Origin of the sequence: Sphingobium sp. DEHP117 (genome assembly GCF_030867385.1) — a bacterium.
Lineage (GTDB): Bacteria > Pseudomonadota > Alphaproteobacteria > Sphingomonadales > Sphingomonadaceae > Sphingobium.
This window is the reverse complement of the sequence record NZ_JAPFBJ010000003.1, coordinates 431221-451539: the sequence shown is the minus strand read 5'-3', so window position 1 is coordinate 451539 and position 20319 is coordinate 431221. Positions and strand designations below refer to the sequence as shown.

The window sequence follows — 20319 nt, the reverse complement described above, 5'->3', positions numbered from 1 at the left end:
ACATCCTGGTCAAACCTGGCCCGGAAGACTAACAATATCGAATGTCTGAAGCCTGGAGCGAAACCGAGATCGATCTGGTCGTCGCTGACTATTTCGCGATGCTCGGCGCGGAGATTGAGGGGCGCCCTTTCAACAAGGCGGAACGGAACCGTGCGCTGCAAGAGCTCCTCCCTCGCAGTCGGGGCTCAATCGAATTCAAACACCAGAACATCAGCGCCGTCATGCTCGGCCTCGGACAACCGTGGATCACCGGTTACAAACCGGCAGCCAATTTCCAGAATGCCTTGGTAGACGGGGTCCTCCGATGGCTCGACGCCCATCCGGATTGGCTGGCGCCCTCTAATCGACCATCGCGGACCGTGCCGCAAAATGCGCTACTCCTGCAGTTCGGTCCGCCGCCAACCCAGCGCAACGAACCATATCCTGTCGATCCTGAATTCATTGCAGCGATGGGGCGGAAGTTCGATGTCGCGGAACGCGACGCGCGCAACCGAGCACTTGGCAAAGCTGGTGAAGAACTCGTCCTGCACAGCGAAAGGCAGGCATTGCAATTGGCTGGCCGGGAGGATCTGGCAGGCAGGGTACGTTGGACATCGGTTCAGGATGGCGACGGCTACGGTTTCGACATTTCCAGCTTCGAACCTGACGGCCGTGAACGCCTGATCGAAGTCAAGACGACCAATGGCTGGGAACGCACCCCTTTCCATATTTCCCGAAATGAACTGGCCGTCGCCGATGCTCGCCGTGACGAATGGCATCTCATTCGGGTCTGGAGCTTTGCCCGTGTGCCACATGCCTATATGCTGCGTCCTCCGCTCGAGGCGCATCTCGAGCTGACCGCTACAAGTTTTCTGGCGGGGCTGCGATAGAAGGCGGCGAGATCGCCTTGGGCGGTTGGGCGTGCCGACAGTCCCGAATATGTCGACACGCCCTTGCCTGACATGCGCAATACTGCGGCATGCAGCCGGTCCATATGACGGCCGGCCTAGTGGGCTACATGCGGGTTCGCCGCCATTCCCACCACCATGCTCGATCCGCCCCACAGTGCGGCTTCTCCCATGGTCCCCGCGCTTATCGGGTCCGGGTCCCCATCATATTCATTCCTGCCCCAGTGCGGGCGGTGACACTGGCGCGATCGTTTCGATCTCGGCGATGCGCTGGAATTCGCCGAGGTATTCGTGTCGGTTCTGAGAGAGCCATCGGACAATCAGGGCGTTACCCAGCAACTTGGCGATGTAGCCCCGGGCTACCGTGAGATGCAGGTTGTCGATGCCGTAGCTGTCCTCGACCGATTTCACCTGGGTCTGCAGCGCCGCCAGTTCGCGCTCCATACGGGCAATCTGCTGGGTGGTCGGGCCATTCGCGTCACCCTTGCGGCCCTTCCTCGGCTGCTTGACGAGCTGATCATCTGGCGTTGCAGCCAGGAGGGCCTTCGCAAACATCAGGGAGAAGTTGTTTTGCCCAACCATGAGGTCGGCGGCCTCAATCTGGCGCATCGTCGACATGCGACGCAGCACCTCGAACACGTTCATCGGGCAGGTGGTGTCTTTGAGAATATCCACCGCTTCCGGACAGATTCCGTCCAGCAGACGAAACTTGCGGTGCACCGAGCCGACCTCCAGCCCCAAGGCTTCGGCGATGACAGCCGGAGCCACCCCTCGCTCTACAGCCCGCGCAATCATGCGATGCTCCTGCACCGGCGGCAGGCGGTTGACCCGCTTGTTGTAGGTGTAGGTCTCGTCGTCCGTTGCAACCAGGCAATCGACGGTCTCGGTCCCGAGCTGTTTCAGGGCCTCGATGCGCAGATGGCCATCGAGCAGGAAATACTGCCCGGGATGCTGGGTGTCGGCGATGACGACCGGCGCCTCGACTAGTCCGATCGCCTCGATGGAACTGACAATCTGGGCGTACTTCTTGCTCTCGCGCACGCCCTCGCGAAGTGATTTCAGAGGGACGAGAGCCGATATCGCAATCGTGATGGTCTGGCGCTCGAAGGCCAGATGAACGTGCGGATCGCCACCCGGTTCGATTGCGTGCTCGGGTTGCCAGTCAGCCATCCAGGCCTCCGGCGATCTTGATCGCGAGGGCACGCGGCATGGTTTCCAACCCCTCGGCCCGCAGCAGGGTGACGAACCCTTCGTCGCCAAGGAGGTCCTTAATCGCCTCGACAACGAACAGCAGGCGCGTCTGGGTAAAATCCGACTTCTTGACAAGGATGCGCTGTTTCTCCGCCTCGCGTTGATAGACCTGCAGCAGGTCGTTTGCCGTGATGCGGCGATTGCCCGCGCGAGGTCCCATGCGGCTGGAGCCGATGCCCTTACTGCGGCTGCGAAGGCGATGATCGAGCAGGCGGCGGACGGAGGCGAGCTTCTTTCCCTTCAGCTTACCGGTCTCGTAAGCCTCCAGCAGCAGGTTCTGGGCTTCCTCGGTTTCGGCGCGAGCGACCTCGATGGCCATGGTGACGGGGATCAGGCCGGTTTCGACTGCGGCCAACAGCCGTTCCTCGCCGCGTTCGAGCAACGACACCACCATGCTGACCCACGAGTTATGGACACCGATCTTCCGCGCGATGTCCGCCTCACTGTACCCGCGCTTCCGGAGCTCACCGATCTCGCGCATGACATCGATGGGGCGCTGCACCCGGCGGGCAATATTCTCGACCAGGCTCATGACCAGGCATTCGTCCTCGGCCGCCTCAATCACAACGGCCGGGATCTCCGTCTGCCCGAGCATCTGAAAGGCCTCGAGGCGTCCTTGCCCGCATACCAGGTCGTACCGGGGGCCGCCGGGCCCCTGGCGCCGGCTTACGGTAATTGGGCGCTTGAGGCCGATCGCCTCGATGTTGTTCACGATCTCCCGGTGCTGACGCTTGTTGCGCGAACGCGGGTTGAGCACGGTGATCCGTGATATCGGGATCATTTCGATCTGCTGGGGGCGTGATTCCGTCATCAGGCGGCCTCCGCGATGCGCACTGGGGCGGCGATGTCATAGAGGTAGTCGAGGGTGTCGAAGCGGTAGGCGTCGAGACTGAGGCCATTGTCTTCGGCCAGTCGCACCCGGTCGGACGCGACATCGAGGCGGGGGAACAGGTAGAAATCGAGCGGCGCCCGGTTTTCGGTGTCCATGCGTACCACGATGGTAATGTCGGGCATGACCGAAGTGTCGAACCGCAGCTTCCAGCGCAGCAGACCCGTCGGCGTGGTCAAACAACGCACGATGACCACCGACAGGCTGAACTCGCCGTTGACGATCACCTGATCGGTCTCGAGATCCTGCCAGGCTTCGCTGCCCTGTTCGCGCAAACCGTCGAGCACTTGCCGCAGGACATCGGGATGCAGATCTCGCAGGGCTCTGTTGATCGCGACGTAACGGTAGTCCCGGTCGGGCGTGAACCCCACCAGGCTGTAGGCGCGCAGGAGGCTGCCGAACCGGGAACTGTATGCGCTGCTCGACGGCAGGCCATCGCATTCATCGATGATGATGCCGGACAGCAGGCCCTTGCTGGCGTAAAGGCCCCGAAGCGCTTCCAGCATTTCCTCGTCGGACAGGCGGAACGAGCGCGCCGTGATGATCGAATGGGCCGCCTCGAACAGGTCCCGCTCGACGATCCCCTCGAATGCGCCCTGTGACCGGATCCACATGTCCGGGGCGTTGCGTACCCGCTTCTTCTTCAGCTTGAACGAGCGGCGGTTCCAGACATTGTCGCCGACATACTTCTCGTTGATCAGGAGCTGGTGGACGGTCCCGCGCGTCCATGGGCGTTCAAGATCGGTGAGAATGCCGCGGGCGTTGAGTGCCTCGGCGATCTCGCGCTCGGTCTGCCCATCATGGACGAAGGCTCGGTAGACCTCCTGCACGACGGCAATTTCCTCGTCCGGCCCGGGAGTCAGGATCACGCGGTCGGTCTGCAGGCACTTTTGCTCTCCGCGGCCGAGCACCGCCTTGGTCGCGCCGTGTTCATCGATCAGCGTCCGGCGCAGGCCGAAGCCGGCGGGGCCGCCCTGGCGGTAGCCTTTCTCGATGAGCCGCCCTTGGCCGGCAAAAACCTTGACCGAGAGCTCTCGGCTGTATTCGCCAGCCATGGCCCGCTTGAAGCCCTTGAACATGGTGCTCATCGGTGAGCCGTCGTTCTCGAACTGCTCGGCGCAATAGGCGATCTGGATCCCGGCCCGGCGGCAGATGTATTCGTAATAGGCGCTTTCGTCGGCGTCCTGGAAGCGGCCCCACCGGCTGACATCGTAGACCAGGATCATCTCGAAATCGGCAGCGCCGGATTCGACGTCGGCAATCAGGCGCTGCAGCGAAGCACGTCCGTCGATCGACAGGCCGCTTTTGCCGTCGTCAGCATAGGTGCTGACGATCTCAATGCCCCGCGAGGATGCATAATGGCGGATCGCATCGGCCTGGTTCTCGGTCGAGTATTTCTGGTGATCGGTGGACATGCGGACGTATTCGGCGGCCCGCACGACGCGGGCTGTCGGGTCATGGTTGGGTTGGTCCTTTTCGTTCTGCCAATCCTTCAAGCGTCGCCCTTTCCGGTTCAGCCGCTGCAGCAGTCCAGGGCATCCACCAACTGCAGCCCGAAGAGCACCTCTGCCTACCGTTCCGCTCGCACGTGAATGTAGCGGTGGAAGGAGCGGAGGATGTTGCCGAAAAAGGGCAGAATGTTGCACCCATGGAACGGGCTGGCGAAGTCGGCGAAGGACTATGCGGAACTCATCGCGGATGCCTTGCGCCGCGAGCATGATGAGACCCACCGAACGGTCAAGACCGTCATGCGCTGGACCGGTGCCAGCGAGCGCAGCGTAAAGAACTGGGTGAGCGGGGTTTCCGGTCCAAGCGGTTATTTTCTAATGAGACTTTGCATGAAGTCTCCGGCTGTTCGCGAGCTGGTTCGGCAGTTCCTGGCTGATATGGATCCATCAACGGCACCGGCTGAGGCACTCCCGAATGGCACGGCTGCGTCTTTCGCGCACGGCCCGGCCGGGTCCGGATCGGGAGCGCAATTGGGCCTCTTCAACGGCGTTAATGGTGACACGAATGGTGACATTAATGGTGACATCCATGTCACCATTAATTTGCCGCTGAACGAGCGTCAGGAGTGGCTGCTGGCGCGAGTCGCGCAGGGCGACCGATGCACCGTTGAAGACGTCGTCGTGCACTGGCAGGTCAGCAGCCGCACCGCGAAACGCGACATTGCCAACCTGAAGGACAGAGGGCTGATACGATATTTGGGCCGCCATCGGCGGGGATTCTATGTGGCAAGCCGACAAACCTAGCCGCGCGCGAACACCGGCGGGCTGACGGAATCGGCACTCTTGAAAAAACACCACAGTGGTGTTATCAAGGGCAATGACCGAGAAGCGAAAGCCGACCTATGACATTGAAGCGGTCAAAGCCGTTTTCTCAACGGTCGAGAAGCTCAATGTCACAGGTTCCGCTCTGAGAGGAGCGGCTTCGCTTGGTTTTGGCCGAAACGAGATCGTTGCAACCATCCAGACGATCGAGCGACGCCATTTTTATAAGTCCATGACATCCTTTGCCGATCATCGGGTCTGGCAGGATGTCTACCACGTTCCCTCGGAACAGGGGGCTTTGTACGTCAAGTTCACGGCCGATGCCGTGACCGAGTTTTTGCTTCTGTCGTTCAAGGAGAAGGGCAATGACTAACCCCACCTGCCCGGAAACGGGCCAGCCGATGTTCCGCGACGTTCGGCCGATGACCATCACCTACAAGGGACACGAGTCCACCTTCGACATGCCCGGCTGGTATTGTGATGCAAGCGACGAGAGCATTCACACCGGCGACGACATGAAGATTTCCGATCGGGCTCTGAACCGGCTCAAGGCCCAGGTGGAGGGCTTGCTCGATCCCGAGGCGGTGCGCCGCATCAGGAAGCGCCTGCACCTCACGCAGAAGGATGCTGGTCGTCTCATTGGCGGTGGGCCCAACGCTTTCCAGAAATACGAGAGCGGCGATGTGGTTGTCAGCCATGCGGTGATGAGCGCCCTGCTGCTGCTCGACAGGGATCCGTCCGGGCTCTCGGTTCTGAAGCAGCGGGTGCACCGGAAGGAAGCCGCATAGGCCTGTTGCGATTGCTTATCCGCAATAGCCGACCGCAACTTTTCGCAGGCTCACTGCCTGTTTAGATGCCCTTCGATGAGAGAGTTCGTCCGCAGGCTCTCTCCCACCGCCATTTAACCCATTGGAATCTTTCTATTCCTTGGGTTTGGCGCCAAAAATCCGGTGTGTTTCAAGGGTTATCGGCAGCAACCTCTCCACTGCTTGTCAGCGAGGTAAGCCAAATTCCGCCCTCTTGCGGCCAATATTCTCTGAAGCTCTCGACCGCACCGCGTTTGGTGGATGAACATATGTACTTGTTTTAGTAGTATTTATTCTACGGAAGGCTATCAGTTCGATGCAGGTCACATCAATCGCAAATGTTCCATCAGCCAACTCGGGTTAGCGCAGGCACTTCAACGTTGGGGCAGATTAGAACTTCCCTATTCCATATCCGGAACGGCCTCAAACTTTCCTGCAAAAGATTGGAAGGGAATAAGAACGCTTTGCCAAATTCCGGCACCACAATCCTTTGCCACGTGCGCATCGATCTCGTCGAGGTGAACAACGGCTAGCAGAACAGCATTCGGGGTTAGAGACCAAAGGTGGAATTGATGAGACAGTGATGAAGTTGCAGTCTCCCACTCGTTTCGGGTTAGATAAAAAGAGGCATGCTCAACGCGACGCTCGCTTGCCTTGACTTCAATTGTCAATCTTCGGCTATCTGACATTGAGATGCGAGACAGCACGTCATAGCCATCTGACGAGCTGTCCAATGCAACCCATTTAGGTTCAAAGCCTGTGCGATTGCGCTCATACCGCAGAGTATGCCGCTCGCCCTGACGGCCAATTTCGGTCAAAACTCCATCCCGCATGCCTCGTGCTCGCGCCGCAAGCCCATCCCAAAAGCGAACAGTTTCGTCATCGTCTCCGTATGCAAGTCCGGCTTCAACGAAAACTTGGCGGATGCTGGGCGGAGCTTGAAGGAGGGTCTCCCTTCGTCCGTATGGAACCAATTGCAGCCATGGAGGCTGATCTATCTCAATATAATCGTTTAGCATCACGCGGAGCCCCGCCTGGGGACTGCCGGCCTGCGTGGCTCGTTCTCCTCGAACTGTTACAGCTAAAAGCCCGTTTTCTCGAACCTCGAGCCAGGACAGATCGTGACATGCTCGATAGATCAAAGCAGATGAAACGGAGCCGAGTGATAAGGAGTGGACCCCGCTCGGCGTCAGCTCGTTCCGGTGGATTACGGCAAGAAGCTCAATGCAACCGAATGCTAGGCCTGGAGAAAGAGGTTGCAAGGCTAACCTCCAAGAGCATCAAGAAGCGCCTGCACATCGCCTTCGTCGAGAGTGCCAGCGCCGTAACCTTCATCTTCTTCATCGGCAGCGATCTGCACAGGAGAAATTCGCAGGCCGGAATCATTCAGCGCGGCCCCCATCTGGCCCACCTTGAACTCCAACCTTTGACGGACGGCCTCATCTACGCTCCCTGCACATTCGACAATCTCGATAGTGGTGTCTTGGTCCTGTGAAAGGCCGAGCCGATGAATACGATCTTCAGACTGGAGATACTGAGCAGCATTAAAATTACGATCTAGATAGATTGCATGATGACAAACGGTATGGAGACTGATTCCTTCCCCTGCCGCCGCAGGATTTGCTACCATGACCATTACGTTGGGATCGTCGTGGAAGAGGCGAATCTGTTGATTGTCGCTGAGAGTTGACCCGGGAGGGTTATAAATTTCCACTGAGATTTGACCCATGTTGAACTCATCCCTGGCTTTGATGAGCGAGGGATCATGGAGTGTTGGACATGGCGTTATTGAGCATTATTCGGCGCTGGCATTTGCGCGATCATTTACCGATCCGGGAGATAGCGCGACGCACGGGACTATCCCGTAATACCATCCGTAAATATCTGCGTGCAGGGACTGTGGAGCCCCGGTTCAAGGTGCCGGAGCGGCCGAGCAAGCTGGATCCGTTTGCCGAACGATTATCGGCATGGCTGAAGCGGGAGATGGGACGCCCGCGCAAGCAGAAGCGCACGATGAAGCAGTTGCACGCCGATCTGGTCGCGCTGGGTTATGACGGTTCCTATGGCCGGGTTGCTGCCTTTGCACGAGCCTGGCGCGACGATTACCGGCAAGCGCAGCAGATGAGCGGTCGCGGCACCTATGTGCCGTTGGCGTTCGCGCCGGGAGAAGCGTTCCAGTTCGACTGGAGCGAGGACTGGGCGATCATCGACGGGGTACGCACCAAGTTGCAGGTGGCGCACTTCAAGCTCAGCCACAGCCGGGCCTTTCTGGTGCGGGCCTATTTGTTGCAGACGCACGAGATGCTCTTCGACGCCCATAATCACGCGTTCCGTGTGCTGGGTGGCGTTCCGCGCCGGGGCATTTACGACAATATGCGCACCGCCGTCGACAAGGTCGGGCGCGGCAAAGAGCGGACCGTCAATGCCCGCTTTCTGGCGATGGTCAGCCACTACCTGTTCGAGGCCGAGTTCTGCAACCCGGCAGCAGGATGGGAGAAAGGCCAGGTCGAGAAGAACGTTCAGGACGCCCGCCATCGCCTGTGGCAACCTGTCCCTCAGGCTGAGAGCCTTGATGCGCTCAACCTGTGGCTCGAACAGCGCTGCAGGGCCTTGTGGCAGGAGATACCGCACGGGATCGAGCCGGGTTCGGTCGCGGACGCGTGGGCCGACGAAGTGCAAAGCCTGATGCCGATGGGCAGGCTGTTCGATGGCTTTGTGGAACTGGGCAAGCGCGTCTCGCCGACCTGCCTCGTCCATCTGGACCGGAACCGCTACAGCGTACCGGCATCCTTCGCCAATCGGCCCGTGTCATTGCGGATTTACCCTGACCGTATTCTGGTCGCTGCCGAAGGTCAGGTGATATGCGAGCACCAGCGCATCATCGATCGGTCGCATCATCTGCCGGGCCATACTGTCTATGACTGGCGCCATTATCTCGCCGTCGTCCAGCGCAAGCCCGGAGCGTTGCGCAACGGTGCGCCGTTCCTCGAGATGCCCGATGCCTTCCGGCGGTTGCAGACGCATCTGCTGCGCACCCCTGGTGGCGACAGAGAGATGGTCGAGATCCTGTCACTGGTGCTCCATCATGACGAACAGGCCGTGCTGACTGCGGTCGAACGGGCACTGGAGGCTGGCGTCCCGACCAAGACCCATATCCTCAACCTGCTGCATCGGCTGCTCGACGGAAAGCCCACCGCTACGCCGCCGGTGACGGCACCGCAGGCATTGAGGCTGGTCAGTGAACCAATGGCCAATGTCGAACGCTATGATGCGCTGCGTCGGGAGACACGCCATGCGTCATGATCCTGCCAGTGGCGCTATCGTCGTGATGCTCCGAAGCCTTAAGATGCACGGTATGGCACAGGCCGTTACCGATCTCATGGCACAGGGATCGCCGGCGTTCGAAGCCGCCGTGCCCATGCTCTCACAGTTGCTCAAAGCCGAGACGGCCGAACGGGAGGTGCGCTCCGTCGCCTATCAACTCAAGGTCGCGCGGTTCCCGGCCTATCGCGATCTTGCCGGCTTCGACTTTGCCAGTAGCGAGATCAACGAGGCGCTGGTTCGTCAGCTCCATCGTTGCGATTTTATCGACGTTGCCGACAATGTCGTGCTGGTTGGCGGCCCGGGCACCGGAAAGACCCATGTCGCCACCGCGCTCGGTGTGCAGGCCATCGAACATCACAGGAAGCGGGTGCGGTTCTTCTCCACTGTCGAACTGGTCAACGCCCTCGAACAGGAAAAAGCGCAAGGCAGGGCCGGACAGATCGCTAATCGGCTCGTGCACTCCGATCTCGTGATCCTCGATGAGCTGGGCTATCTGCCGTTCAGTGCATCAGGCGGCGCATTGCTGTTCCACCTGCTCAGCAAACTCTATGAGCGCACCAGCGTCGTCATCACCACCAACCTCAGCTTCAGTGAATGGGCCAGCGTGTTCGGCGATGCCAAAATGACCACCGCTCTCCTCGATCGCCTCACCCATCACTGCCACATCCTCGAAACCGGAAACGACAGCTTCCGCTTCAAAAATAGCTCTGCCCAGCAGGCAAAACCAGAAAAGGAGAAAACATCATCTTGACCCACAGGACGTAACCGAAACATATATCCGAGACGGGTCACTTCTCAGTGAAAATCCCGGGTCAACTCTCAGCGACCATCAACAGTGTCTCCGCTTACTGGGCCCAGAACGGCGCGCCGCCGTTCGAGGGAGCCATGGCCGGCGCGCTGGCGGCAGGCGCGTATGCGCCGGGCGTGGTGCCCATCAGGGCTGCGTATTCAGGATGCTGGGGGCCGATGGCGGCGACGATAACGTTGCGGCCCTGGTCGCTGGGATCGTTCTTGTCGCGCTCGATCCCGATCTTGGCGATGAAGGTCAGGCCGCTCATATCCCCGAAGCTGCGGATCGTGCGCTTTGCACGGGCCTGGTCCGAGGTGTCGTCGGAGCGGACGCCATGCGCGGACTCGAGGATGCCGCGCAGGAGGGCCCTGCCGCGGTTAGCATAGGTGTCCTCGGCCCCGGTATCAGCGTTGCGACCGCGGAAGCCGATGCGCGTATAGATGCGACGGCGCGCATGCGGGCCTTCTTCGATGACGCCTTCGGTGTTGAGGTAAAGGGCGGAGCTGCTCTTGCTCTGGGTGAGCCAGCCTTCGGGGCCAGCGCCACCAGGGCGGATGGTCAGGTGAATGCGGACCAGCGTGTTGGCGGGAATAAGGGCAAAGGCCGAATCCTGAGTGTCGGCGCTGTTGAAATCCATGTCGATCATGTTGTTACGCTCCAGCTTGCGCGGTGTTGGTGTCGGGAAGTTCGAAGTCGAGGCGGTTCGCCGGCGGCGCGGAGAGCGGGCCGCGGATCTTGTCCATCAGGCGCCCGAGATGAGCGGGTTCGATGGTGGTGAGACGACCGGACCGGTCCTTGGCGGGGAAACCGAACTCGTTGAGGGTCGTGCAGATGAAGGCGCGGTACGGAGCCCCTTCGGCCGGACGGATGTCAGCGAGGGTCACGATCTCATCGACGATGCCGGGGAGCTCGAGACCGGTCTTGCTGCCCTCGATCTGCAGGGAGAAGAACGGACGGTTGAAATCGTCCAGCCGCTTGTCGAGCAGCCCAACCAGCCACACGTTCTTGTCCGGGGTGTGCTGCAGATGGGTCAACCAGCCGATCATCTCCTGACCGAGCAGGCCATAGGCCCCGCGCATGTCAGCCTTGCCGCTGCGATCGGAAGTCGCCTGCGGCTGGCCCTTGGCCCACTGCAGGCAAAGACGCGACGCCACGGTGATCGAGTCCACGAAGATCGTGTCGTACTTGGCGAGGACGTTGGGCGGGCCGAAGGCATTGCACACCCGCGCGTAATCGGCGCGGCTGTAGCTCTGGTCGTCACGCATGGCCGGATTAGGGCCTCCGATCCAGCAGGCCAGGTCGCGTGCACGGTCCCAGTCGCGGATACGGATTTCATCGCCCGGCCAGCCTTGGACGGCGAGTTCGCCGGCTTCGAGGTTCAGGAAAAGCGTCTTGTCCGGGTCGAGCGTCCAGAGCTGCGACGTCTTGCCGATACCGGAGGTGCCCGTAAGCACCCCCTTGATACCGCGACGTTCCTTGAGGCGTTCGTCGGCCGTGATGATCTGGAGCGGCCCGCTGCTGAAGGCGGCGCTCACTTGCCGCTCTCCAGTTCACGCAGCGCCGCCGCGACCGCATTGTCGTAGCCATGAGCCCCCTGGCGACGCGCGAGTTTGATGATCTCGTTAAGTGCGGCAGAGATGCGGTTGAGAGCGGATGCCTGACGGGCCACTGCCACTTCCGCGAATGCCACTTCGTCGAGCGTGGCCTCCTCGGTCGAGACGTATGCTGCGGGTTCGTCACCGATCGCAGGCACGTTCAGAATATCGGGCACGTCGTGAAGCCACATGGACTTGCGAAGGCGCTTGAGAGGCGAAGTCGTAATCATTTCGAGGGTCTCCCCGTTTCGTCGGTGGGACCAGGGTTCGTCAGGCAAACATCTGCCGGGCCCGACGCCGCCCTGGAGCACGCGGTCGGGTTGTTCCCCACTGGGGGTGTTCTATTCGCCCGAAGGCCCGGCATGATTTGGCGAGGTTGCGAGCGGCGCTGCCGTCGTCCTCTGCTGGTCATCTACCGGGGGCGATTCCGAACTGTCGGGATGAGGCCGAGATAATCCGCGAGACCCCAGTCCTCGGCGGCGCGGCGGATCTGTTCCTTCCGTTCGTAGATTGTCGACCGGTGCAGTCCGGCCTCACGCGCGGCCTCGCAGACGTTGTCCGCAGCCAGGATTGCGACGTAGCGCTGCAACACCGGCGGCAGGTCGCCGAGGAAACGAGCGACATCGCGGGCGAGCCCGATCTTCAGTTCGTCGAGGGCACAGGGGTTTTCGAGGTCGTCCAGCTTGTCGATCAGGCTGGCTCCCTCATCCTCTTCGTCATTGGCGACCACGAAATCGAGGGAGATGGTAATGCGTTCGGCACGCAGCTTGTGCGTCGATGCGGTGAGGCTGGCGACGCGGTTGGTGATGACGCGGTCAGCGAAAGTGTCGAAGGATGCACGGTCAGGATCGAACCTGTCACGACGACGCAGAAGGTCGAGCATCAGCTCCTGCTCGATGTCCTCTTTGTCCATGCCGGGCAGCGAGCTGCTGCGTGCCAGCCTCGCGGCCTTGTATTTGATGTTGCGCACGACGCGCGATGGCATTCCGGTGTAACGGTTTTCGAACTCCATGTGTTTTCGCCCAATCCATGTTGGCGGGCACGACGGCCCGGACATGGCGGCGGGTGAAATTTCACGATGAAGCGCTCGGCTGGACGTGGCGCAAACAAGACGCCCCCGGAAAACAGCCGTTTTCCGGGGGCGTCACTGCGAAAAAAATTTTCGTAGTTGTTCTTTTCTAAAGGTGAAATTTCACCAGTTCTGGTCCTCGCGCCCCTGCCGAAGGGCATCCGATCGGACAACGAAGAGTGGACGGTAGACCTTTTCGCGATAGTCGTACTGGAAAGGGTCGCCGGGGATCGGGACGACCTCTTGAAGCGCCTCTTTCAGTTGCTTTTTTGTTTGCTTGAATGCCTCATGGCTTTGCCTGCGAGCTTTGTCATTCAAGGGTCTCAAGATGCCGCCGTTCTCGGGGATTTTGGTGAGCACTTCCCAGCCTGCTTTAGGGCGACCTGATTCAAAATCCCAAAGCCGCAGGTCCTGAGGCGCAATTCTTTTAGGCTTCACGCCGTTATACTGAAGCTCAATTTCTTGCAGTTCACGGAACTCTATGGTGACCTTGGACCAAGTCGCGTCGGCGGGCAGTCGCCACTGCTTGTTGTTATCAGAAGCTTCAAATTCGGCTCGCAAGGCTCCGAGTATCTGTTCCGCTGGGGCAAGTGGTACCAGGCCATTAGCATTGACGCCGACAATGTTGTCGAGATGCATGACGACGGCACCTATCTTGGCAAGGTAGGTCATTGCCGCCGGCCCCAGACTCGCTTCAGTCAGTGTGAGAACAAGCTTGGCCCCCTTATAGGCCTCTACGTCTGTGAAGAGCGCCGCTGCGTCGTGGAATCTGCCGTCGCTCAGCAGCAAAAACACCGGAAAGCCAAGACCCGCATGAACATAGTGATGGCCAAGATTTATTAGGTTTTGTGACGCCGGCGGAAGCTTGCCGTTGGTGAGTTGGAGGGCACCCGCCAGTCCCTGAGCCAGCTTTACCCGATCAACAGCGAGGGCGTCGGTTTCCGCCGCAGTGAGTTTCTCACTTTTGCATAGCGAATCCGTGTCCCCGCAAACCGCGCGGACGTTGTCGACCGAATGCCGGACAATTCGACGAATACAACCGCCTGGTTGAACCTTGAAGCAGGGGATGGTTTCCGCTTCCAGGCCCGTTGCGCGGAGCAGCGGCGAAAGCGCTGACCAGTCAGCGCCTGACATAACCTCCCAGTGCTTCCGGGTAGCCCCAGCCGTGGGGATTGCCTCAATCGCGCGCCAGATCTTCGTCGCCATCATCTTCCCCGCCGGCCGCTTCAGAAATGTCGAAACCACGCTTCTTAAGCCATTCCTCAACAGCCGGACTGTCTCCCTTCTGCGTGTAGCGTGCGACACTGGATGGGAGAATGTTCAATGTTCGTGGATTCTTAGTGTACCTGAACTTCATCTTGAAGCTGGCCCTCGTGAAAGGTGCGCCAGTCGCAAGCATCGCGCTGATGAATGCAGATTCCGTGCTAAATACGTCGTCATGTTTGTAGATCAGGAATCCGCCGCCATGGGGGATTTGGATCTCCGTAAGGCGGACCCACTCAAGTCCATCTACGTCCCCACAGGCTAGAGCACTCGGCCCAAGAGACGCCAAGGGTGCCAAGGTATATTTCTTGGCTGTGTCGAAATAGTACCTGTCACCGAACAGAACCTCACCCATCACCTCGAGGTAGTGGTCCCGCAAAGGACGTGAGCTGCAGTTCACGCCCATTTCATCGTGCTTCCGGTCATAGACCAGAACATCGTGTTCCTGAGGACGATAGAAGGCGATCCCGGTGGTGCCATCCTCGTTATGACTGCCCTCGCGCTGCATGGGCTTCCCGTGCCGGATAACGATCCAGACCTTCTTGTCGTTCTTGAAGAAGAAAACCCTGCTTCCACGCCCCCGACGCTTTTGGGCAAACCAGTCATCGACCTTCGACTGGATAGCCAAATCCTCCTGAGGGGTATGCTTCATCAGGTCGCGACGGTTCGTCTTCTTCCCGGCATAGTACATGAAACTCTGCTGCTTCAGCGCCAGCGTTTCCGCATGGACCTCAATCAAGAGGTCGGGGTTCGCTTGCCAGACCTGGATGGCAGCGTCGGCAGGAGAGCTGTCTTCGGTGACGGTGATTGTGTGGCCGTCATCCTCAGCCCGCTCAAGCAATGCGTCGATTGCGTCATCTCGCGCCATTTCGTCGATGTAGTGGAGCGCATCCACCATATCAGCCGGCATGGTACCGTCAGACGCCAACAGGACTTCAGCCACTTTTTCATAATGCGGCTTGCTGGAAGTCAGGGGCGTCAGGTCAAACGACTTTCCGTCAAAGAATGACTGCCACTTACTCAGGAACTGAAACAGAAGATCCGGAGAAATCGTGCTAAGCCGATCCGGGTTAAGAAAGGTGCGAGGATTGAAAGTAGACATACCGTTGGCCCCCCAGGTCGACGAACAATAGGATCAGCCTATCGCCCCTAATGGACTTGCCAAGGGGATAAGTTCCTTTTCTGTTCTCCCGACAGTCCGGCGCCCCCGCCGGTAAGTGACAGGACCATCTGGAGTCCTGTCAAATGCCCCACTTTTCCGAGCTTTTCAGCAAGCTGCGGGCCCGCACACGGGTCGCAGGCTACCGTCTTGCAATCCACATAAATCGATCCACAGACCCCACCATCATCGTGGTCGGCACCGTCGCGGCGGCGAATCACCTGCCGGCTCTGACGCTGGTCGTCCTGACCGGAGTCGCCGGTCATGGATAATACCGCCGAACGCGAACGCGCGGCCAAGGTGGCTGCGCTCAAATCCATGGCTTCCGTGCTGGGCCAGATCGGCTGGCACCGGCGCTTCAACGAACTCACCGATCAACAGGCGGCGGCCCTCGCTGAGGCTGCGGTCGCCGGTTTCCAGAAGTCGATGTGGGAGAGCGCGCCGGAGGTGCCGTTCTGATGCACGGCCCGCTCGACTTCAATCACAGGGACAAGCCCAACACCTTTGCCGATGTCGTGAATACGCGCATCGACGATGCACTCACCAAGGCCAACGGCGAGCGCGAGCCCCGCTCCTATCTGGGCGGCAGTCGTCTGGGCGAGAGCTGCTCCCGCAAGCTGCAGTATGAGTTCCTGAAGGCCCCGCGCGACCCCGGTGAGGAGTTCTCCGGCAAGACGCTGCGCATTTTCGCGGTCGGTCATATCTTCGAAGACCTGGCAGTCGATTGGCTGCTCAAGGCCGGTTACGATCTGCGGACCCGCAATCGCGACGGCGACCAGTTTGGCTTCTCTGTCGCCAACGGCCGGGTGCGCGGACATATCGACGGCGTCATTGTAGCCGGGCCTGAAACACTGGCCGTTCCCGCCCTCTGGGAGTGCAAGTCAGCCAACGCGAAGAACTGGCGCGACATCGTCAAGCGCGGTGTGACAGTTTCGAAGCCCGTCTATGCGGCCCAGATCGCACTTTATCAGGCCTACCTCGGCCTGACCGAAAACCCGGCCGTCTTCACCGCCATCAATAAGGACACCTGCGAGCTCTGGCACGAACTGGTGCCGTTCAATGGCGCGCTTGCGCAGGCCTGCAGCGACAAGGCGGTCAGGATCCTTCAGGCCTGCGACGCCAACGAGTGGTTGCCTCGCGTGTCGGCTGATCCCGATCACTTCGAGTGCGCATGGTGCCCCTGGAAACAGCGGTGCTGGGCATGATTTCGGCTGAACCGGAAGCGCCGAGCGCACCTGTAACCCCCGATCACGCGATGCTCGCAACCTACGCTGATATCGTTTTCGGCTACTGCGACCACCTCGTGCCCGTCCGCGCCCTCGCCGAAAAGGGCGGCGCCGATCAGGTCCCTCACACCCCATTCATGGAGAACGACGCCGAATTCCCGGCGAAGTTGGCGGTGCAAGCTGGCTGGGCTGCGGACAACGGCATGGCGCTGTTCGTAGTTCCCGGCACCGTCATTGCAGCGGGTGAGGCCAAGGCAGATCAGATTGTTCAGACCCAGGTGATCCTTGTGGATCTGGATCACGGGGACATCACGGCCAAACGTGATCATCTGGCAACCCACCTTGGTGAACCCACGCTCGAAGTCGCCTCGGGCGGGGTGACCGCCGAAGGGCAGCGCAAGCTGCACCTGTACTGGCGCCTGTCTGAGCCTGCCGAGGGAGATGACATCACGACCGTCTGCCGGGCGCGGTATATGATAGCCTGCAAGGTCGGCGGCGACACCTCGTTCCGTTCGGCCCACCAGCCGATCCGTGTTGCAGGGTCTGTTCACGCAAAGTCAGGCCACCGGCGGCTCGTCGAAATCCTCCAGCACCGCGAAAAGGATCATGACCTCGGCGATCTGGTCGAGGCTGTGATGGCCATGCCCCCGATGGAGGGCGAGGTCCCCGATGCTCTGGACTTCAACGATGCCGGTTCCGGGCATGGTGCAGTAACCGAATTGTTCGGGCGGGTTGTCCGGGAAGGCGGAATAGACGGCACCACCCGCTTCGAGGCCCTGACACGGATCATCGGCTACTGGATCCGCCGTTGCCGAGAAGGTCATGTCACCGCGCAGCAGGCGTGGCAGGAAATCGTCGATTACAACAACGCCCGGATCGATCCGCCTTGGGGGGAAGCGCGCCTTCGCTCGGAAGCTGAGAAGATCTGGAAACTGGACGCTACCCGTTACGGCGAGGACTATCTCGATGCGGCTGGAGGTGGAGCCCCGCCTGCAGGCGGCGGTCAGAGCGGAGGCAGCTCAGCACCGGTCCAACTGACCGAGGACGCGCTAGCTGAGACCTATACCAAGCAGCATTCAAATGACTGGCGATACGTCGCGCCGTGGGGGCAATGGCTGACCTGGACAGGTTCTGTCTGGCGCAAGGAAGAAACGCTGCAGGCGTTTGAATTGTCGCGGCAGGTTTGCCGGGCAGCGGCGCGGCAGGCCGCCAGCGCCAAGCTCAAGGCCAAGCTTTCGTCCGCATCTACCATTGCGGCCGTCGAGCGCATCGCCCGTGCTGACCGACGGCATGCCGAAACGACCGAGGTCTGGGATCGCAACCCGTGGCTGCTGAACACACCGGCCGGGATTGTCGACCTGCAAACTGCGGCCGTCGGGGCCCACGATCGCCCTGCCTACATGACGAAGATAGCGGCTGCGTCCCCGCGGGGCGATTGCCCGGTCTGGCTCGCATTCCTCGACACGGTCACCGGAGGTGACTTCGAGTTGCAACGCTACCTTCAGCGGATGGCGGGCTACTGCCTGACAGGCGTTACCACCGAACACGCCCTGTTCTTCCTCTACGGCACCGGTGCGAACGGCAAATCGGTCTTCGCCAACACACTGACCGCCATCGTGGGCGACTACGCGACGGTCGCGGCCATGGACATGTTCATGGCAAGTCACGGGGATCGCCATCCGACCGACATGGCCGGGTTGCGGGGCGCACGGGTCGTTTCCGCGATCGAGACCGAACAGGGCAGCCGCTGGGCTGAGAGCAAGCTCAAGGCGCTGACGGGCGGTGACAAGATAACGGCCCGCTTCATGCGGCAGGACTTCTTCGAGTTCATCCCGCAGTTCAAGCTGCTGGTAGTCGGCAACCACAAGCCCTCGATCCGCAATGTCGACGAGGCCATGCGGCGACGTCTGCACATGATCCCGTTCACGGTCACCATCCCGCCCCACAAGCGGGACAAGCGACTGGCTGACCGGCTGCTGGCAGAGCGCGACGGCATTCTCGCCTGGGCGCTTCGGGGATGCCTTGAGTGGCAGCGCATAGGCCTCAAGCCCCCGGCGTCGGTTGTGGCTGCCACCGAGGAATATTTCGAAGCCGAGGACGCCATGGGGCGCTGGCTTGAAGAGCGCTGCGATCAGGCCGCTCACCTCCAGGAAACGTCCCAGCGGCTCTACGCAGACTGGAAGAACTGGGCCGATGCCAACGGCGAATTCGCCGGCTCGAACAAGCGGTTCTCCGAGACCCTCGCGAACCGCGGATTTGAGCGCGCCAACACCAACAAAGCCCGGGGTTTCCGGGGTCTCGCCCTGCGTCAGGCCCAACCCCAGACCAGCCCGATGGAGTTTTGAAAAATGTCTGCAAAATCAACATCGGTGACGGATGTGACGGATAGTCCCCTTATAGGCGTTACACGCGCACACGCGCGCGCCTCTGGGAGTGATAACGGACAACCCGTCACATCCGTCACCATCCGTCACGGCGCTGTCCTGGCCCTCGATCTCGGCACCAGTGCTGGCTGGGCCCTCCAGTCCCCCGGCGGCCAGATCACGACCGGCACAGTCTCGCTGAAGCACACCCGCTACGACGGCGGCGGCATGCGCTACCTCCGATTCCGGCGCTGGCTCGAACAGCTCGATCTTGATGCCGGGCCGGTTGAGGCGATCTACTTTGAAGAGGTCCGTCGTCACGTCGGCACCGATGCAGCGCACGTCTATGGCGGCCTGCTGGGGATGCTGACCTCGTGGTGCGAAGAGCATCTGGTCGCCTACCAGGGCGTACCCGTCGGCACGATCAAGCGGTTTATTGCCGGCAAGGGCAATGCCGACAAGGCAGCTGTCATCGCGGCCGTTCAGACAAAAGGATTTGCCCCCGCCGACGATAACGAGGCCGACGCCATCGCCATCCTGCTCTGGGCCATCGAGACCCGTGGAGGTGTCCGGTGAGCGCGGTCGGTTTCTTGAAGCGCGTTGCGCAGGTGCTCGAAGATCGCGGCGCTGCCTACGGCGATCCCAAAGCTCAGATGGAGGCCATTGCCCAGCGCTGGTCGATCACCCTGGGAACACCCGTCACGGCACAGCAGGTCGCTCTGTGCATGATCGACCTGAAGCTGGCCCGGCTTGCCCACGACCCGAATTATGCCGACGGCCCGATCGATGTGATTGGCTATGCGGCGCTGATCCCGGAGATCATCCGTGGTTCGCGGTCGTAAGCGCAAGGCGGGCCGCCGCCACCCCTGCGGCAAGCTGGTCCGGCCGGGCAAGGCTGAGACCCTGCGCGAAGTGACCGCGACCGTACTTGAGGCACGCCAACGCCAATATGGGGTGAGCGCGCGGCAGGCGAAGGACGAGCGCCTCGGTTCCGCAATCGGGCGGCTGGCGTTCGCCGGCAAGATCACCCCGGAGCAGCTGGCAGCAGCGGAGCTCTATGGTGACCTCATGGCCCGCAACCGGGCGGTCATGGGGCTACCGCCACTCCACCCGCATTCAGCGGGAGGTCTGCTGCTGGATGAAGGGATCTTCGGGCGCAGCGTCACGGAATACGACCCGGACTATGTGGCGAAGATCCGTAAACGGGCGACAGCGACGATCCTGATGCTCCGGACTGCCGACAGCGATGCCGTAGCTGCGACGGGTCGGCGCCCGAGTGTCCTGGTTCATGCTGTGGTTTGTTACGAAGCCGACGCTTCGGCTTGGGGCGATGCCGATGTGCGCAATCTGGGGCACGGTCTCGAGGCGCTGGTTTCCCTGTTCGGGATCCGCGCTTCTTGCAAGATTTAGTGGTTTGCACTAAATTG

Annotated in this window: 23 protein-coding genes; 12 read left to right on the top strand and 11 right to left on the bottom strand. The window is 60.8% G+C overall.

Going from position 1 to position 20319, the window contains the following annotated elements; genetic code table 11:
* Positions 1–41: 41 nt before the first annotated feature.
* Positions 42–869 (top strand): DUF3883 domain-containing protein, encoded by an 828-nt coding sequence (locus OOT33_RS14725; protein ID WP_307750776.1) that lies wholly within the window; start codon positions 42–44, stop codon positions 867–869.
* A gap of 228 nt (positions 870–1097) precedes the next feature.
* Here OOT33_RS14725 and OOT33_RS14720 read toward each other — a convergent pair whose 3' ends face one another.
* The 3 genes from OOT33_RS14720 to OOT33_RS14710 are packed head-to-tail and all read right to left on the bottom strand — an operon-like array spanning position 1098 to position 4466.
* On the bottom strand, positions 1098–2057 hold the full coding sequence (locus tag OOT33_RS14720; RefSeq protein ID WP_307750775.1) for a plasmid partitioning protein RepB C-terminal domain-containing protein: 960 nt from the start codon (positions 2055–2057) through the stop codon (positions 1098–1100).
* The gene (locus tag OOT33_RS14715) at positions 2050–2949 is read right to left on the bottom strand and encodes a plasmid partitioning protein RepB C-terminal domain-containing protein (RefSeq protein WP_307750774.1); all 900 of its coding nucleotides are present in this window, start codon (positions 2947–2949) and stop codon (positions 2050–2052) included. The genes OOT33_RS14720 and OOT33_RS14715 overlap by 8 nt, the downstream gene beginning before the upstream one ends.
* On the bottom strand, positions 2949–4466 hold the full coding sequence (locus OOT33_RS14710) for a recombinase family protein (protein ID WP_307751012.1): 1518 nt from the start codon (positions 4464–4466) through the stop codon (positions 2949–2951). The genes OOT33_RS14715 and OOT33_RS14710 overlap by 1 nt, the downstream gene beginning before the upstream one ends.
* A 177-nt stretch (positions 4467–4643) precedes the next feature.
* Between OOT33_RS14710 and OOT33_RS14705 the strand changes: the two genes are divergently transcribed.
* The 3 genes from OOT33_RS14705 (at position 4644) to OOT33_RS14695 (ending at position 6085) form a co-directional block, all read left to right on the top strand.
* A complete protein-coding gene (locus OOT33_RS14705; RefSeq protein ID WP_307750773.1) occupies positions 4644–5279 on the top strand; it encodes a DeoR family transcriptional regulator in 636 nt (211 codons plus the stop codon).
* A gap of 73 nt (positions 5280–5352) precedes the next feature.
* On the top strand, positions 5353–5670 hold the full coding sequence (locus tag OOT33_RS14700) for a type II toxin-antitoxin system MqsR family toxin (protein ID WP_307750772.1): 318 nt from the start codon (positions 5353–5355) through the stop codon (positions 5668–5670).
* Complete coding sequence (locus OOT33_RS14695) at positions 5663–6085, top strand: type II toxin-antitoxin system MqsA family antitoxin (protein ID WP_307750771.1); 423 nt, start codon at positions 5663–5665, stop codon at positions 6083–6085. Before OOT33_RS14700 ends, OOT33_RS14695 begins: the two co-directional genes overlap by 8 nt.
* Positions 6086–6504: 419 nt before the next feature.
* On the opposite strand, the gene OOT33_RS14690 is transcribed toward OOT33_RS14695, so the two are convergent.
* Complete coding sequence (locus OOT33_RS14690; RefSeq protein WP_307750770.1) at positions 6505–7122, bottom strand: protein NO VEIN domain-containing protein; 618 nt, start codon at positions 7120–7122, stop codon at positions 6505–6507.
* A gap of 245 nt (positions 7123–7367) precedes the next feature.
* Positions 7368–7832, bottom strand: a complete 465-nt coding sequence (locus OOT33_RS14685) for a DEAD/DEAH box helicase (RefSeq protein WP_307750769.1) — start codon at positions 7830–7832, stop codon at positions 7368–7370.
* A gap of 50 nt (positions 7833–7882) precedes the next feature.
* On the opposite strand from OOT33_RS14685, the gene istA reads away from it, so the two are divergent.
* Both istA and istB read left to right on the top strand, forming a co-directional pair.
* The gene (gene istA, locus OOT33_RS14680; protein ID WP_307748224.1) at positions 7883–9406 is read left to right on the top strand and encodes an IS21 family transposase; all 1524 of its coding nucleotides are present in this window, start codon (positions 7883–7885) and stop codon (positions 9404–9406) included.
* Complete coding sequence (gene istB / locus OOT33_RS14675) at positions 9396–10178, top strand: IS21-like element helper ATPase IstB (protein WP_307748225.1); 783 nt, start codon at positions 9396–9398, stop codon at positions 10176–10178. The genes istA and istB overlap by 11 nt, the downstream gene beginning before the upstream one ends.
* Positions 10179–10272: 94 nt before the next feature.
* Here the strand turns inward: istB and OOT33_RS14670 are convergent, their stop codons facing one another.
* The 6 genes from OOT33_RS14670 to OOT33_RS14645 all read right to left on the bottom strand — a co-directional run bounded on the left by OOT33_RS14670 (position 10273) and on the right by OOT33_RS14645 (position 15246).
* On the bottom strand, positions 10273–10863 hold the full coding sequence (locus OOT33_RS14670; RefSeq protein WP_307750768.1) for a hypothetical protein: 591 nt from the start codon (positions 10861–10863) through the stop codon (positions 10273–10275).
* A 4-nt stretch (positions 10864–10867) separates the two neighbouring features.
* Positions 10868–11752, bottom strand: a complete 885-nt coding sequence (locus OOT33_RS14665; protein ID WP_307750767.1) for an AAA family ATPase — start codon at positions 11750–11752, stop codon at positions 10868–10870.
* Positions 11749–12042, bottom strand: a complete 294-nt coding sequence (locus tag OOT33_RS14660; RefSeq protein WP_307750766.1) for a hypothetical protein — start codon at positions 12040–12042, stop codon at positions 11749–11751. The genes OOT33_RS14665 and OOT33_RS14660 overlap by 4 nt, the downstream gene beginning before the upstream one ends.
* Before the next feature lie 182 nt (positions 12043–12224).
* Positions 12225–12824 carry a sigma factor gene (locus tag OOT33_RS14655; protein ID WP_307750765.1) on the bottom strand — a complete coding sequence of 200 codons (600 nt, stop codon included), beginning with the start codon at positions 12822–12824 and terminating at the stop codon, positions 12225–12227.
* A gap of 180 nt (positions 12825–13004) precedes the next feature.
* Positions 13005–14090 (bottom strand): hypothetical protein, encoded by a 1086-nt coding sequence (locus OOT33_RS14650; protein WP_307750764.1) that lies wholly within the window; start codon positions 14088–14090, stop codon positions 13005–13007.
* Entirely contained in the window at positions 14059–15246 is a 1188-nt protein-coding gene (locus OOT33_RS14645) for a hypothetical protein (protein WP_307750763.1), read from the bottom strand. The genes OOT33_RS14650 and OOT33_RS14645 overlap by 32 nt, the downstream gene beginning before the upstream one ends.
* Positions 15247–15567: 321 nt before the next feature.
* On the opposite strand from OOT33_RS14645, the gene OOT33_RS14640 reads away from it, so the two are divergent.
* From OOT33_RS14640 to OOT33_RS14615, 6 genes are read left to right on the top strand one after another with little or no spacing between them, the layout of a single operon-like run.
* A complete protein-coding gene (locus OOT33_RS14640) occupies positions 15568–15762 on the top strand; it encodes a DUF6511 domain-containing protein (RefSeq protein WP_307750762.1) in 195 nt (64 codons plus the stop codon).
* Entirely contained in the window at positions 15762–16508 is a 747-nt protein-coding gene (locus OOT33_RS14635) for a hypothetical protein (protein ID WP_307750761.1), read from the top strand. Before OOT33_RS14640 ends, OOT33_RS14635 begins: the two co-directional genes overlap by 1 nt.
* The gene (locus OOT33_RS14630) at positions 16475–18874 is read left to right on the top strand and encodes a phage/plasmid primase, P4 family (protein ID WP_307750760.1); all 2400 of its coding nucleotides are present in this window, start codon (positions 16475–16477) and stop codon (positions 18872–18874) included. The genes OOT33_RS14635 and OOT33_RS14630 overlap by 34 nt, the downstream gene beginning before the upstream one ends.
* A 3-nt stretch (positions 18875–18877) precedes the next feature.
* Complete coding sequence (locus OOT33_RS14625; RefSeq protein ID WP_307750759.1) at positions 18878–19468, top strand: hypothetical protein; 591 nt, start codon at positions 18878–18880, stop codon at positions 19466–19468.
* Positions 19465–19734 (top strand): DUF6378 domain-containing protein, encoded by a 270-nt coding sequence (locus OOT33_RS14620; protein ID WP_307750758.1) that lies wholly within the window; start codon positions 19465–19467, stop codon positions 19732–19734. The genes OOT33_RS14625 and OOT33_RS14620 overlap by 4 nt, the downstream gene beginning before the upstream one ends.
* Complete coding sequence (locus tag OOT33_RS14615; RefSeq protein ID WP_307750757.1) at positions 19718–20302, top strand: hypothetical protein; 585 nt, start codon at positions 19718–19720, stop codon at positions 20300–20302. Before OOT33_RS14620 ends, OOT33_RS14615 begins: the two co-directional genes overlap by 17 nt.
* Positions 20303–20319 lie beyond the last annotated feature (17 nt).

Excerpts from the sequence above, each read along its gene's own strand:
- OOT33_RS14725 (WP_307750776.1), top strand. The coding sequence starts at position 42 with ATGTCTGAAGCCTGGAGCGAAACCGAGATCGATCTGGTCGTCGCTGAC.
- OOT33_RS14720 (WP_307750775.1), bottom strand. The coding sequence starts at position 2,057 with ATGGCTGACTGGCAACCCGAGCACGCAATCGAACCGGGTGGCGATCCG.
- OOT33_RS14715 (WP_307750774.1), bottom strand. The coding sequence starts at position 2,949 with ATGACGGAATCACGCCCCCAGCAGATCGAAATGATCCCGATATCACGG.
- OOT33_RS14705 (WP_307750773.1), top strand. The coding sequence starts at position 4,644 with ATGTTGCCGAAAAAGGGCAGAATGTTGCACCCATGGAACGGGCTGGCG.
- OOT33_RS14700 (WP_307750772.1), top strand. The coding sequence starts at position 5,353 with ATGACCGAGAAGCGAAAGCCGACCTATGACATTGAAGCGGTCAAAGCC.
- OOT33_RS14695 (WP_307750771.1), top strand. The coding sequence starts at position 5,663 with ATGACTAACCCCACCTGCCCGGAAACGGGCCAGCCGATGTTCCGCGAC.
- OOT33_RS14690 (WP_307750770.1), bottom strand. The coding sequence starts at position 7,122 with ATGCTAAACGATTATATTGAGATAGATCAGCCTCCATGGCTGCAATTG.
- OOT33_RS14685 (WP_307750769.1), bottom strand. The coding sequence starts at position 7,832 with ATGGGTCAAATCTCAGTGGAAATTTATAACCCTCCCGGGTCAACTCTC.
- istA (WP_307748224.1), top strand. The coding sequence starts at position 7,883 with ATGGCGTTATTGAGCATTATTCGGCGCTGGCATTTGCGCGATCATTTA.
- istB (WP_307748225.1), top strand. The coding sequence starts at position 9,396 with ATGCGTCATGATCCTGCCAGTGGCGCTATCGTCGTGATGCTCCGAAGC.
- OOT33_RS14670 (WP_307750768.1), bottom strand. The coding sequence starts at position 10,863 with ATGATCGACATGGATTTCAACAGCGCCGACACTCAGGATTCGGCCTTT.
- OOT33_RS14660 (WP_307750766.1), bottom strand. The coding sequence starts at position 12,042 with ATGATTACGACTTCGCCTCTCAAGCGCCTTCGCAAGTCCATGTGGCTT.
- OOT33_RS14655 (WP_307750765.1), bottom strand. The coding sequence starts at position 12,824 with ATGGAGTTCGAAAACCGTTACACCGGAATGCCATCGCGCGTCGTGCGC.
- OOT33_RS14650 (WP_307750764.1), bottom strand. The coding sequence starts at position 14,090 with ATGATGGCGACGAAGATCTGGCGCGCGATTGAGGCAATCCCCACGGCT.
- OOT33_RS14645 (WP_307750763.1), bottom strand. The coding sequence starts at position 15,246 with ATGTCTACTTTCAATCCTCGCACCTTTCTTAACCCGGATCGGCTTAGC.
- OOT33_RS14640 (WP_307750762.1), top strand. The coding sequence starts at position 15,568 with ATGGATAATACCGCCGAACGCGAACGCGCGGCCAAGGTGGCTGCGCTC.
- OOT33_RS14635 (WP_307750761.1), top strand. The coding sequence starts at position 15,762 with ATGCACGGCCCGCTCGACTTCAATCACAGGGACAAGCCCAACACCTTT.
- OOT33_RS14630 (WP_307750760.1), top strand. The coding sequence starts at position 16,475 with ATGGTGCCCCTGGAAACAGCGGTGCTGGGCATGATTTCGGCTGAACCG.
- OOT33_RS14625 (WP_307750759.1), top strand. The coding sequence starts at position 18,878 with ATGTCTGCAAAATCAACATCGGTGACGGATGTGACGGATAGTCCCCTT.